Origin of the sequence: Pectobacterium aquaticum (genome assembly GCF_003382565.3) — a bacterium.
GTDB lineage: Bacteria > Pseudomonadota > Gammaproteobacteria > Enterobacterales > Enterobacteriaceae > Pectobacterium > Pectobacterium aquaticum.
In genome coordinates this window covers 1,125,761-1,138,207 of record NZ_CP086253.1, presented here as the reverse complement: position 1 = coordinate 1,138,207, position 12,447 = coordinate 1,125,761, and the positions used below count along the sequence as shown (strand labels likewise).

Annotated in this window: 10 protein-coding genes and 4 pseudogenes; 4 read left to right on the top strand and 10 right to left on the bottom strand. The window is 55.6% G+C overall.

Going from position 1 to position 12,447, the window contains the following annotated elements:
• Window positions 1-624: 624 nt before the first annotated feature.
• The 4 genes from DMB82_RS05285 to DMB82_RS05270 are packed head-to-tail and all read right to left on the bottom strand — an operon-like array spanning window position 625 to window position 5,212.
• On the bottom strand, window positions 625-945 hold the full coding sequence (locus tag DMB82_RS05285; RefSeq protein WP_102119016.1) for a type II toxin-antitoxin system RelE/ParE family toxin: 321 nt from the start codon (window positions 943-945) through the stop codon (window positions 625-627).
• Complete coding sequence (locus tag DMB82_RS05280; protein ID WP_102119017.1) at window positions 945-1,223, bottom strand: type II toxin-antitoxin system ParD family antitoxin; 279 nt, start codon at window positions 1,221-1,223, stop codon at window positions 945-947. Before DMB82_RS05280 ends, DMB82_RS05285 begins: the two co-directional genes overlap by 1 nt.
• A 48-nt stretch (window positions 1,224-1,271) precedes the next feature.
• Window positions 1,272-2,297 (bottom strand): site-specific tyrosine recombinase XerC, encoded by a 1,026-nt coding sequence (gene xerC / locus DMB82_RS05275; protein ID WP_116163160.1) that lies wholly within the window; start codon window positions 2,295-2,297, stop codon window positions 1,272-1,274.
• Window positions 2,298-2,326: 29 nt separating this feature from the next.
• Window positions 2,327-5,212: a DNA primase gene (locus tag DMB82_RS05270; protein ID WP_116163158.1), complete on the bottom strand. Its 2,886-nt coding sequence runs from the start codon at window positions 5,210-5,212 to the stop codon at window positions 2,327-2,329.
• A 113-nt stretch (window positions 5,213-5,325) separates the two neighbouring features.
• Between DMB82_RS05270 and DMB82_RS05265 the strand changes: the two genes are divergently transcribed.
• Together DMB82_RS05265 and DMB82_RS05255 are read left to right on the top strand one after the other, a co-directional pair.
• A complete protein-coding gene (locus DMB82_RS05265) occupies window positions 5,326-5,727 on the top strand; it encodes a helix-turn-helix domain-containing protein (RefSeq protein ID WP_011094905.1) in 402 nt (133 codons plus the stop codon).
• A gap of 262 nt (window positions 5,728-5,989) precedes the next feature.
• On the top strand, window positions 5,990-6,100 hold the full coding sequence (locus DMB82_RS05255) for a SymE family type I addiction module toxin (RefSeq protein WP_071778510.1): 111 nt from the start codon (window positions 5,990-5,992) through the stop codon (window positions 6,098-6,100).
• 60 nt (window positions 6,101-6,160) lie between these two features.
• Here the strand turns inward: DMB82_RS05255 and DMB82_RS05250 are convergent, their stop codons facing one another.
• On the bottom strand, window positions 6,161-6,490 hold the full coding sequence (locus tag DMB82_RS05250) for a hypothetical protein (RefSeq protein ID WP_011094917.1): 330 nt from the start codon (window positions 6,488-6,490) through the stop codon (window positions 6,161-6,163).
• A pseudogene (locus DMB82_RS05245) lies at window positions 6,487-8,721 on the bottom strand (RHS repeat-associated core domain-containing protein); the annotation flags it as partial. The pseudogene DMB82_RS05245 and the gene DMB82_RS05250, both read right to left, overlap by 4 nt.
• 224 nt (window positions 8,722-8,945) lie before the next feature.
• Between DMB82_RS05245 and DMB82_RS05240 the strand changes: the two are divergent.
• Window positions 8,946-9,080, top strand: a pseudogene (locus DMB82_RS05240) (SymE family type I addiction module toxin); the annotation flags it as partial.
• A gap of 65 nt (window positions 9,081-9,145) precedes the next feature.
• On the opposite strand, the gene DMB82_RS05235 reads toward DMB82_RS05240, so the two are convergent.
• From DMB82_RS05235 to DMB82_RS05225, 3 genes and pseudogenes are all read right to left on the bottom strand, one after another.
• Complete coding sequence (locus DMB82_RS05235; RefSeq protein ID WP_116165006.1) at window positions 9,146-9,466, bottom strand: hypothetical protein; 321 nt, start codon at window positions 9,464-9,466, stop codon at window positions 9,146-9,148.
• Window positions 9,467-9,475: 9 nt separating this feature from the next.
• On the bottom strand, window positions 9,476-9,877 hold the full coding sequence (locus DMB82_RS05230; protein WP_228400065.1) for an EndoU domain-containing protein: 402 nt from the start codon (window positions 9,875-9,877) through the stop codon (window positions 9,476-9,478).
• A pseudogene (locus tag DMB82_RS05225) lies at window positions 9,875-11,674 on the bottom strand (RHS repeat-associated core domain-containing protein); the annotation flags it as partial. The pseudogene DMB82_RS05225 and the gene DMB82_RS05230, both read right to left, overlap by 3 nt.
• 124 nt (window positions 11,675-11,798) lie before the next feature.
• Here DMB82_RS05225 and DMB82_RS20770 point away from each other — a divergent pair.
• Window positions 11,799-11,933, top strand: a pseudogene (locus DMB82_RS20770) (SymE family type I addiction module toxin); the annotation flags it as partial.
• A 60-nt stretch (window positions 11,934-11,993) separates the two neighbouring features.
• On the opposite strand, the gene DMB82_RS05215 reads toward DMB82_RS20770, so the two are convergent.
• Entirely contained in the window at window positions 11,994-12,323 is a 330-nt protein-coding gene (locus DMB82_RS05215; RefSeq protein WP_011094917.1) for a hypothetical protein, read from the bottom strand.
• Between the last annotated feature and the right edge of the window lie 124 nt (window positions 12,324-12,447).

The following is a 12,447-nucleotide window of genomic DNA, read 5'->3' as shown; positions in this document are numbered from 1 at the left end:
GGGGAGGCCCCCGGCGGGGGCCGCACGGGGCGAAGATGGCGAGCACGGGAACGAGCAAGGAGCTTGCGACTGCGAGCCGGGCGAAGCCAGTGCAGCGGGGTTGGGGCGGGGGCGAGGTGAAGCCGTTAAGCGCCGTGACGAAGGAGCGGCTTCTGCTGTGGGGTTGACCTTGATGTTGACGTTGCCTGAAGGCTGACGCCGGAGCCTGCGCCGCAAGGGAAGGCGGCCACTCCGCCGATGCTGAAGAACGGGCACGATGTTCGCAGCAGAGCGAGCCTGCGAGCTGTGCGCCATACCGCACCAAGAGCCGAACCCCGGCGGCCAGCCGCACACCGATGTGGAAGTAACCGCAGCGCGCCCATTACCCGACCGGCGCAGACATAATGTGTGTTGCGCGCAGGTTGCGTTCAGCAACTTGCGCGTAATGCCACATTATGTTGAATGACGAACGGCCAGCAACGTTAAGAGCAGAGTGTGATGAAGGTTAGCGCTGGCCGGGCGGCATTTACCGCCGGAGTGCCTTAGCCACATAAGGCAAGCGGTGCGCCATGGACGGCGCACCGTTTGCCCTGCACCGTCCTGCGATGTTGAAGAGAGTGAGCTACTTTTTGTGACTGTCTGCGTTCAGTCAGCATCATCCGTCAGCAGGTCGCTTTCATAGTCCTGACCACCGTGCCAGATGCCCAGCACCGTTACCGTCCTTTTGTCTTCTTCCACCATGAAGGCAATGACCGTTCTTTTACGGTAGTTCGTCACGCGAAGCCCCGCCAGAAGGTCATTACGGGTGTTTCCCCTCTCCGGGAACAGCGCCAGTGACTCACAGTAATCAACCACGCTTTCCGTGTAGCTCAGCGCCGTATTCGGTGTCGCCGCCTCCGCGATATAACCATACAACGCGGCAAGTTGATCTTCCGCTTCGGGTGCGAACACCACCTGATACTCCATTATGACTCTCCGGTCGCCTTCTTATGCTCGGATTTCAGTCGGTTTCTTATGTCGTTACCGCTGAGGCTGTCCGTTTCACCCCGTTGCAGCGCATTCCATGCCGGAACAACCTGCTCCTGCAACCACTTCTCCACCGCATTATCACGCGCCAGCAGCGCCCGAAGTCCTTCTCGGATAACTTCGCTTTCCGACGCATATTCGCCGCTGGCAACACGCGCTTTGACCAGTGCCGCCATCTCATTCGGCAACGTGATGCTCATCTGCTGTGTCGTTCTCATTGGTAACCCCTTTCTCCCGCCAAGTAGGATTTAATCATACTCATTCTTTTATCCCTTGTCAGGGGCGACCCGCGTTGTTTTCTTTCGGCGTGACTTCGGCTTCCGCTCTGCCGGATGCGTTTTCTCATGCACCTGTTTCAGATGACCGATAGCAACCCGCGTGTAGATTTGCGTCGTCTCCAGCTTCTCATGACCGAGTATCGCCTGGATGTGCCGGGTGTCCGCGCCGTTCTCCAGCATCTGTGTCGCCATCGAGTGCCGGAACACATGACACGCACCGGCCTTTTTCAGGTGCGCCTGTTCGCGGATAGCGCTTCCCGCCAGTATCGTCAGCGTTGACCGTGCCAGCCGCTTGCCCCATATCGTGACGAACAGAGTGCCGCTGTCGTGCTTCGTCGTCAGCCGTGGCCGCACCGCATCCAGATAGCGTTGTACCCAGACCAGCGCTCGCATTCCCACTGGCACCACTCTGTCTTTGTTCCCCTTGCCCTGTCGCACCACCAGAACGCCGCGACCCACATCCACATCGTCCAGCATCAGGTTAGCCAGTTCGCTGCGCCGCAGCCCCGTGCTCCACAGCATTTCCAGCACCGCACGGTTACGCAGTCCGGTTAATGTGTTCGTATCCTGCGCGTCCATCACCGCCTCGGTTTCCTCCTCGCTCAGTATCTGTGCCGGAAGCCGTTTCTCCGCTTTCGGCAGCGTCATCTGCTCCGCCGGGTTGTACAGGATATGGTGCCGTTGCAGCAGCCAGCGGAACAGCATCCGGATGGCTGTCAGACGGTTAAGCTGTCCACCCTGTGCAAGCAGTTTCCCGTCGGCTTTGCGGTAGCCGTGCAGATGCCGCTGGTACGCTTCCAGCACCGACAGACTGACCTGTGCCGCCTGCGTGAGTCCCCGCTCTTCACACCACGTCACGAACGGGCGCAGCCGTTCACCGTACCCTTCTACCGTGCGCGGGCTGTGGTTCGTCGCGCTCAGGTGCGCAAGGTACGCCGTGGTGTACTGGCGCAGCGTCTGTGACAAGCCGCTAAGGTAAAGGGCTTCCGGGCTGGGTGGTTTGAGTCGGGTCATGATGGCGCGTCCTGCGGGGTGATGAGGGGTTACGATGTGATGCGTTTGTTTCTCTTCGCCGGAACTGTGCTTTTCACCTTATCGCCATTTGCGGCTGACGACCCCTTATCCGGCGTGGCTTGACGGGATTTTCCCGACTCCAACTTAGCCCCAACTTGGGGGCAACTTGAGGCCAACTTGCTCCCCTTAACCTCCAACTTGCGTGAGTCGTACTGTCCTGCCGGATTATCTTCCGGCGGATCGATAAGGCCGCACAGGTGCGTGTTATCACCGTTTCCGCGACCATCCCACAGCAGTTCGTACTGCAACAGATGTCCGCGACTGCCGCCGTGGATAAGCAGATACTCCATTTCGACCAGCCGCAGACAGTGGACTTTCAACTGGTTATCGCTCCACTGGGTCGCATCACGGATATCCCGCTGGGTAAAGCGCACGTCGCCCGGTTTCCTGTTCTGCGTATGCGCCAACTGATTGACCATCCCTTGTATCAGCCGCAACAGCTTGCGTGTCTGTGGCGGCATCTCGTCCAGCGTCCGGCCAAGGATTTCATGCGCCAGTTGGTTGGCCAGCACGATATCCGAACGCTCTACCTCGATATACTCGATAACCTGCCCACGGTGCGCCACCGTCTTCACCTCCCGCTGGTACTGGTGCAGCAGCGCGATGCTTTGTATCAGGGTCAGGTATTTCATATGGTCGCGGCGGGTGCGGGTTTTATCACTCAGGAACGTGAGCTGTGACGCGAACGGATTCACGACCTTAAGCGGACGTAACAGCCGCTGCGCATTCTGGTGCAACTCGGTCAGATAGCCTTTCTCGTTCTCCATCAGCAGCCCTTCCAGCGTCTGCTTGTGCCGCTGCAACGCATGGATAGCTTCCGTCTGTTCGCGGGATTCGTTCACGGTAAGAACCAGGCAGCGGTTCAGCAGCTCTTCATCCACATCGATGGCCGTGGTGGTCAGCATCAGCATCACCGGACCTTTCACCGTGTATTGTTTGGTCACCAGATTGCCTGTGGCATCGTCTTTACCCGTTGAGGCTATCGTCAGCTCTCCATCCGACTGCAACAGCTTCAGCGCATACGCCGCCTGCCGCACGCCCTCTTCTTCCGCGATGGCGAGGATTTTATGCTGGAGATTGGTTTCTCCCAGATAGAACAGGCTTTGCCCCGTCATCGCGCTGTACTGTAAGCGCTCTTCCGGCGGGATGAGATTCAGTACCGCATCCATCAGTGAGGATTTGCCCGCCGCACTCGACGACTGGATAAGCACGGCCAGCGGCTTATCTAACTTACGGGAGACAGCGGCCAGATAACCCGCCACTAAGTTAGTGGACTCACCGACCACGCCACAGGCCGCCAAGTCATCCGTCAGCCTGCCGATAAGATTCGGGTCACGCAGCAACGCCAGTGCAGCATCCCGTTGTTCATCGGTCATATTCTGTGTGGCTTCACTGTGGGTTTCCGGCTGGCTCAGGTGCGCTTCCAGTGCAAGCAGCACCCGCCCCAGAGTGCGTTTAACATCACTTTCCGCTAACCCCAGCTCACTGGCCGCTAACCGCGTATAACCCGCACGGCTCCGCGCACTCATCATGTCCACACTGTCGGCGAACACCACACCGCTTTGCGTGTCCAGTACCTGCGCGTTGACCTTCATCACGCCGCTACCCGCTTTCACTGACGCCATACCCCGGATGCGCCACTGCTGGCCGGACAGCGCTATCTCCAGCTCACCGTTTGGCAACGCTTCAACCACAACCCCGGCAGCTAAGGAAGAGGTCGGTTGAGACGGCTTTTCAGGCTGTGGCATGGATTCAGGTTCCGCACTGACGACTTCCCCCATTGGCAACGCGCCGTCAACCAGTAACCCGAACGCCGTTTCCGGTTCAGCCACACTGCACAGATAACCGTTCGCATCCATGCCCGACGGGAACACCACCCGGAACGGCGTGATACCCTCAGCAACCAGAGACGAGGCCAGTTTTTCCGCGCCTTCATCGCCTGCCACATCGTTATCGAACGCGATCAACACCTGTTTTACGCCGTGACGGATAAAGGCTTCCCGCATCTCATCGGTAAAGCCATTTACCCCATACGCCGCCGTCACGTTGCGGTAACCTGCCACCCAGAAGCTCATCGCATCGATAAGTGATTCACATAAGATGACCGTTTTACTCGCTACTAACGCCTGCTCGTTCCACACCCCGCCGTGGGATCCCGGCAGATACAGGTGATTGGGCGTTCCCGCACGCAGACGGTCGCCCACTTTGCGCCCGTACAGCTCCCGTACCTGACCGTTAAGGTCGATAACCGGAACCACTAACGACCCCGCCAGATGCTCATGGCCGGATGAACGCATCACGCCCAGCGCCTGCAACTGGCTGCGAACCGTTGCCCCGTCTTTTAGTTTGCTCGACGGCAGACGATAGCCCAGCGTCCGATTGGCGAACCCTAAGCGGAACTGCGCCACTAACTCAGGATGATTGAGGCGGCGCTTTTCCAGATAGGCGATTGCCTCCGGCGCGTTGAGTAAGGTGTGATGATAGAACTCGGTAACACGATGCAGTAACGCCTGCCGCTCCTGTTCATTCGCGATATCCGCCACTGGCGGCAACGGCTCAGCGGCGGGCACGCTGCCCAGCTCACGCCGCAGCCTATCGACCGCATGAGGCAGGCTGAGATTCTCCGTCTTCATCACCCAGTCCAGCACCGAGCCGCCTGCATCACAGCCGAAGCAGTGATAGAGATTCTTGTCCGGCGAGATAACCATTGAAGGGGTTTTCTCCTGATGGAACGGACACAGCACCACCCAGTCTTTACCGCGCTTCACCACCTTGCGACCTTGACCACGCACCACCTCAACCAGTGACACGGCGGCTTTCAGGTGCTGCAACTCGGATTCGGGGATGCGTGCCATAAACGGATTTCCTCTAAAAACCTGTCAATAGGGTTTAGCTAAAAATAACTCGACGCCAATATACCACATAATGTAGTATATACAACATATCGTGGTAAAACGTGAGGTAAGTTATGGCTGTCTTATTACATTCAACATCGGTAACAGCTATGGCTATCAGTAACGAAGAGCGCGATTTCTTCATGGCACTGGGTGAACGCATCACCACCCTGCGTAAAGAGCGGGGTATCACACAGGCTGAACTGGCGGAGAAGCTCGGCGTTTCCCAGCAGACGGTTCAGGCATGGGAAGCCGGGCGCAGAAGGATTAAGGTTTCATCACTCCCTTCTGTAGCACAGATTTTTTCAGTTTCGCTTGAAGAGGTATTCGGGGAAGCCCCGGAGCCAGCGAGACGCAAGCGCGGCCCGGCCCCGAAGTGGCAGCAGCAGATGGAAGAGATAGACAGTTTGCCGAAGGCAAAACAGAAGATGATTTCGGAGATGTTAAGCGCTCTGATTGCTCAGGCGCGTAACTGAAGGATAACTAGCGCGGCGAAGATGAGTTCGCACCTCACCCACGCCGCTCACCACAAGCAACTAAAAGAGGTAGTTACTATGGCTAAGGCACATTCTAAGTCAGGCGTCACCGTTAATAAAGCAGCCAAAACAGAGCGTTACTACACCGTGGGATACGCCCCGTACAAGCCTGTTGCAAACAGGCTTGAACAGCTTTAGCTAGCCCGCTGGGCGGACTTCAGGATGAAGTGAGTAAAACGGCAAGTCCAACCCGCCCTCCGCCATCAACCTCAAAGGCCGCTGGCTCGAAGAGTCGGGTTTTATCACCGGGATGCCCGTGACCGTCACGGTGGAAAGAGGCAGGATTATTATTGAGACGCAGATTAATTTATAGCGGCTGACCGCTAATAAAATAAAAAGCCGGAAGGATCGTGAGATCGCCTCCGGCTTTTATTTATTTCTCTTCAATATTGTAATGGTTTGGATCTGACCAAGATATGACTTTGTACTTACCTATATAAGCGTTCTTTTCTTTATAAAAGTCCATAACCTCTGATGGATACCATCCATAACCAAATACAAAAAAAGCATCGGCTTTAACTAAAGATTTAATGAGTTCCAATTTCTCATTTTCATCCTTTACCGTTTTAACCATAAACTGGTCTGAAGCTAAAAAGCCAAGAGCTTCAACCTCTTTTACTGAGTCACCACCTTGAACTCTAAGCTTTATTGTATTAGTTGCAATATCACTTACAACAATAGAGTTATCAGGAATCACATTCATAATACATTTACTCTTAGCATAACGGGAGTGGATGTGGGAACAGAGTTTATAACCATTTCAGGTGCTCCTCCCGGCAAATGCTGGCCTGGGCCAAGGAAGTAATCATTACCACCCAATGGACTTCTAGGCTGCATATTTGTTATTCCTTCTATTTTCCTGACATTGAATCCATCTTTCAGAGATCCAGGGTTTAACCCCATATCTTTTTCGATTCTTTCTGCCATAGATCTAGAAATAGAAGTTTCATTTCCTTGAACACCGTCAAAATATTTCAGTGCACCTTCTTTATCCGTAACAAAAGTTCCATCTCTTCCAATTGAAGGATACTCATCCCAGCTCTTAGGACTGATGTTATATCCAACATCGTCCTCTAACATCTTAGATTGCCGTGCTCTCGCATTATCAACTCTTGATGAGCCTTCTTTCGGCGTCAACCCAAGAGGATCTACCCAACTGAGCGGATTTTTTACATAACCATATGCCCTTATCCCTCCACCTAACCCTATCGGGTCCGGCGACAGATACTGTCCGCTCTCCGCATCATAGTAACGATGCCGGTTGTAGTAAAGCCCCGTTTCCGCATCGTACAGCTGCCCCTGATAGCGCAGCTCGCAGTACACTTCCTCGTTTGCCGCATCCCCCAGGTAGCGCCGCAGCAGGATGGGCCGTCGCTCTTCGCGGTGGGTGCCCCACAGCCCCTGTTCCCCGCGCCAGCGGACTTCCCCTTCCTCGCTGCACAGCTCTCTGGCGGTTCCCGTCAGGTCGGTCACGATGTAGTGCAACTGCGTGCTGTCGCCCTGCGCCTCCACCTGCGCCAGTGGCCGGAAGCTTCCCGGCTCGTACACCCACTGCACTTCCCGCGCCGCACTGCCATCTGCATAGTACTGTTTCTGACCGATAAGCTGGTCGCCATCCCAGCGGTACGCCACCCGCGCGACCGCCTGCGCCGACGTTACCTGGCCCTCGCGCACCTTGCTGACTCTGCGACCAAACGCATCGTAACGATAGCGCCACCGCGCCCCGTCCGGCAAACTCACCCGCACCAGCCGGTCCTGCACATCCCAGTCAAAGTACGTTTCCTTCGGCCTGAACCCCGGGCGCGTTTCCCGCTTCACCACCAGACGCCCGCAGTCGTCATACCGGTATTGCGTATGGCTCCGCTCGATTACCCGACCCGCCGCATCGTATCGCGCCGATGCCTGCACCACCGCATCCTGCACCTTCAGCGTCTCACCCAGACCCGGTGCTATCTGCGACACCTCGCACAGGTTCTGTTCGCTGTCGTAGCCAAACAGCCGTGCCTGACGCCGCCGCCCCTCATCACGGCGCTCCGCCGTCACCTGGCCCGCCCCGTTCAGCCGGAATGCCTGTTCCCCCCAGTGACTGTCGCTGATGCCCGTCAGACGGTCCAGCACATCGTACTGATAGCGCCGCTCCAGCACGTCATTCACCCGGCCGTCCGCTCCTTCCAGCGCCTGACGCTGCAGCAGCCCCGTCGGGCTCCATTCGTGGCGTAGTGCAAATCCACTGCCGTTACTGCGTCGCTGCTCTTCCCCCGCCGCCGTATGGCTGAACTGCAGCGGTTGATGGGAACCAATCCCCAGCGACGACAGCCGACCCGACTGCCACGCCAGTTGCAGCGGTGCCAGTATCCCCTCCACGACAGCACGCTGACCGCCCGCATCGTAACCGCTCTGCACCGCCTCGCCGTTCACCGTTTCCGACGTCACCTGGCCCGCCCGGTTATAGGCGTATTCCACCACCGCATCCGGGCTGGCGGCTTTGGTCAGCCGGCCGGCTACGTCATACGCCAGTTCGGTAATGCCGTCGGTTTCCCCGTCCGCTCTCTGTGCGGTGATACGTGTTATCCGGCCTGCCGAATCATGCTCATAGTGCAGCGCGCTACCATCCGGCGCAGTACGCTGCACCAGACGGTCTGCCACATCGTACTGATAGCGGTACACCCGCCCGTCGTAATGCCGCTCCTCGCTCAGCCGACCGCTGGGGTCAAAGCCGTACGTCCAGTCCCGTCCCTGACTGTTCGTCACCCCGGCGAACTCTGCTTCCGCGTTATAGTGGTAGCGTACCGTCGCCCCCAGCGGGTCGGTCGCTTCCAGCAGATTATCAAACGCCCCGTAGCGGAACTGGTAACGTTGCCCCAGCGCATCCGTCACCGCCGTCAGGTTACCTTCCACATCGTAACCAAACCGCGTCTCGCTGCCGTCTTCGTAATAAAAAGCGCATAAACAGAGAGTTACTACACCGTGGAATACGCCCCGCACAAGCCTGTTGCAAACAGGCTTGTACAGCTTTAACTAAATAGCTTCTCGCATTAATGCTCCACCTATCATTGTGCGGCTCCAGCGCTGGCGGGATGTCATCTTCTGCAAGTGTAGCGCTATTATGAGAAGCTATTTAGTCCGCTGGGCGAGCCTCAGGATGAAGTGAGTAAAACGGCAAGCCCAACCCACCCTCCGCCATCAACCTTAAAGGCCGCTGGCTCGAAGAGTCGGGATTTATCACCGGGATGCCTGTGACCGTCACGGTAGAACGCGGCAGGATTATTATTGAGACGCAGATTAATTTATAGCGACTGACTACTAATAAAATAAAAAAGCCGGAAGGATCTTTGCGATCGCCTCCGGCTTTTATTTTTTAATCATTTTTACTTAACAACAATTCCTTCCAACCTTCTAAATAACTTCTAAACTCATCAATAGAGGATATATTGATTTCCTCCTCAGAGTATTCATTACATATATTAACACCACTCGTTTTAATGGTGACTGTATGAGCATTACCAGTCCCTTCCCATACAGTAACTTTCCCAGAAAGAACATCATCACAAGCAGAGATATATTCATTCACACCATACAAACTGCTTTGGATATCCCCTTGTAAAAAATCAGAAATAACATGAAGATCATAGTTAATTTCAAGAACAGGGTATCCGTCAGTAGCAAAATAATATTTCATAAAACCCACCTAATATATTGGATAAGCTGTATTAATATCCCCTGCCTTATCCAGCCAGCCTTCAATCTTCACTCCACTAGAAGAAACGCCTGACCATTTACCGTTTGGAGAAACAGTACCATTATTGTAAGCACCTCTTATTTCCGACATAACTTTCTGTCTACTCCAACTATCAGGGAAAAATGAAGATTCTGGCCCTTTATTTACCCAAGAACCTGATGCTTTATCAAATACCTCAACTTTAGCCCGATATACACCTTGTGAATTTGGACCATTAGTAATCTCAGATATTCTAGCTTTTCCTTCATGTCCAATACTGGCTCGGTGATGAAAACCTACGGCTTTACCTTTCTTGTTTATTTCTCCATGAAATACATGTTCCGCATTGATTTTAGGATCACGCTTATCCAACCCGAATGGATCTATCCATTCTAATGGATTATGCACATACGCCTGCGGCCTTATCCCCCCGCCCAGGCCTATCGGATCAGCCGACAAATACTGCGCTGTCTCAGGGTCAAAATAGCGGTGGCGATTATAATATAATCCCGTTTCCGCATCAAACAACTGACCCTGATAGCGCAGCTCGCAGTACACTTCTTCATTGGCCGCATCGCCCAGGTAACGCCGCAGCGGGATAGGCCGTCGCTCTTCGCGGTGGGCGCCCCACAGTCCCTGTTCTCCGCGCCAGCGGATTTCCCCTTCCTCGCTGCACAGCTCTCTCGCCGTCCCCGTCAGGTCGGTCACGATGTAGTGCAGCTGTGTGCTGTCGCCCTGCGCCTCCACCTGTGCCAGCGGCCGGAAGCTACCCGGCTCGTACACCCACTGCACTTCCCGTGCCGCACTGCCATCTGCATAGTATTGCTGCTGACCGATAAGCTGGTCACCGTCCCAGCGGTACGCCACCCGCGCGACCGCCTGTGCCGAAGGGAGTTGTCCCTCACGCACCTTGTTAATTCTGCGACCAAACGCATCGTAACGATACCGCCACCGTGCCCCGTCCGGCAAACTCACCCTTACCAGACGGTCCTGCACGTCCCAGTCAAAGTACGTTTCCTTCGGCCTGAACCCCGGTCGCGTTTCCCGCTTCATCGCCAGACGCCCGCAGTCGTCATACCGGTATTGCGTATGGCCACGCTCCACCACCCGGCCTGCCGCATCGTATCGTGCCGACGACTGTACCACCGCATCCTGCACTTTCAGCGTCTCACCCAGACCCGGCGCTATCTGCGACACCTCGCACAGGTTCTGTTCGCTGTCGTAGCCAAACAGCCGTGCCTGACGCCGCCGCCCCTCATCACGGCGCTCCGCCGTCACCTGGCCCGCCCCGTTCAGCCGGAATGCCTGTTCCCCCCAGTGACTGTCGCTGATGCCCGTCAGACGGTCCAGCACATCGTACTGATAGCGCCGCTCCAGCACGTCATTCACCCGGCCGTCCGCTCCTTCCAGCGCCTGACGCTGCAGCAGCCCCGTCGGGCTCCATTCGTGGCGTAGTGCAAATCCACTGCCGTTACTGCGTCGCTGCTCTTCCCCCGCCGCCGTATGGCTGAACTGCAGCGGCTGGTGTGAGCCAATCCCCAGCGACGACAGCCGACCCGACTGCCACGCCAGTTGCAGCGGTGCCAGAATCCCTTCCACCACAGCACGCTGACCACCCGCGTCGTACCCGCTCTGCACCGCCTCGCCGTTCACCGTTTCCGACGTCACCTGCCCCGCACGGTTATAGGCGTATTCCACCACCGCATCCGGACTGGCGGCTTTGGTCAGCCGGCCGGCTACGTCATACGCCAGTTCGGTAATGCCGTCCGTTTCCCCGTCCGCTTTCTGTGCCGTGATGCGTGTTATCCGCCCTGCCGCATCATGCTCGTAGTGCAGCGCGCTACCATCCGGCGCGGTACGCTGCACCAGACGGTCTGCCACATCGTACTGATAGCGGTACACCCGCCCGTCGTAATGCCGCTCCTCGCTCAGCCGACCGCTGGGGTCAAAGCCGTACGTCCAGTCCCGTCCCTGACTGTTCGTCACCCCGGCGAACTCTGCTTCCGCGTTATAGTGGTAGCGTACCGTCGCCCCCAGCGGGTCGGTCGCTTCCAGCAGATTATCAAACGCCCCGTAGCGGAACTGGTAACGTTGCCCCAGCGCATCCGTCACCGCCGTCAGGTTACCTTCCACATCGTAACCAAACCGCGTCTCGCTGCCGTCTTCGTAATAAAAAGCGCATAAACAGAGAGTTACTACACCGTGGAATACGCACCGTACAAGCCTGTTGCAAACAGGCTTGAACAGCTTTAGCTAGCCCGCTGGGCGGACTTCAGGATGAAGTGAGTAAAACGGCAAGTCCAACCCGCCCTCCGCCATCAACCTCAAAGGCCGCTGGCTCGAAGAGTCGGGTTTTATCACCGGGATGCCCGTGACCGTCACGGTGGAAAGAGGCAGGATTATTATTGAGACGCAGATTAATTTATAGCGGCTGACCGCTAATAAAATAAAAAGCCGGAAGGATCGTGAGATCGCCTCCGGCTTTTATTTATTTCTCTTCAATATTGTAATGGTTTGGATCTGACCAAGATATGACTTTGTACTTACCTATATAAGCGTTCTTTTCTTTATAAAAGTCCATAACCTCTGATGGATACCATCCATAACCAAATACAAAAAAAGCATCGGCTTTAACTAAAGATTTAATGAGTTCCAATTTCTCATTTTCATCCTTTACCGTTTTAACCATAAACTGGTCTGAAGCTAAAAAGCCAAGAGCTTCAACCTCTTTTACTGAGTCACCACCTTGAACTCTAAGCTTTATTGTATTAGTTGCAATATCACTTACAACAATAGAGTTATCAGGAATCACATTCATAATACATTTACTCTTAGCATAACGGGAGTGGATGTGGGAACAGAGTTTATAACCATTTCAGGTGCTCCTCCCGGCAAATGCTGGCCTGGGCCAAGGAAGTAATCATTACCACCCAATGGACTTC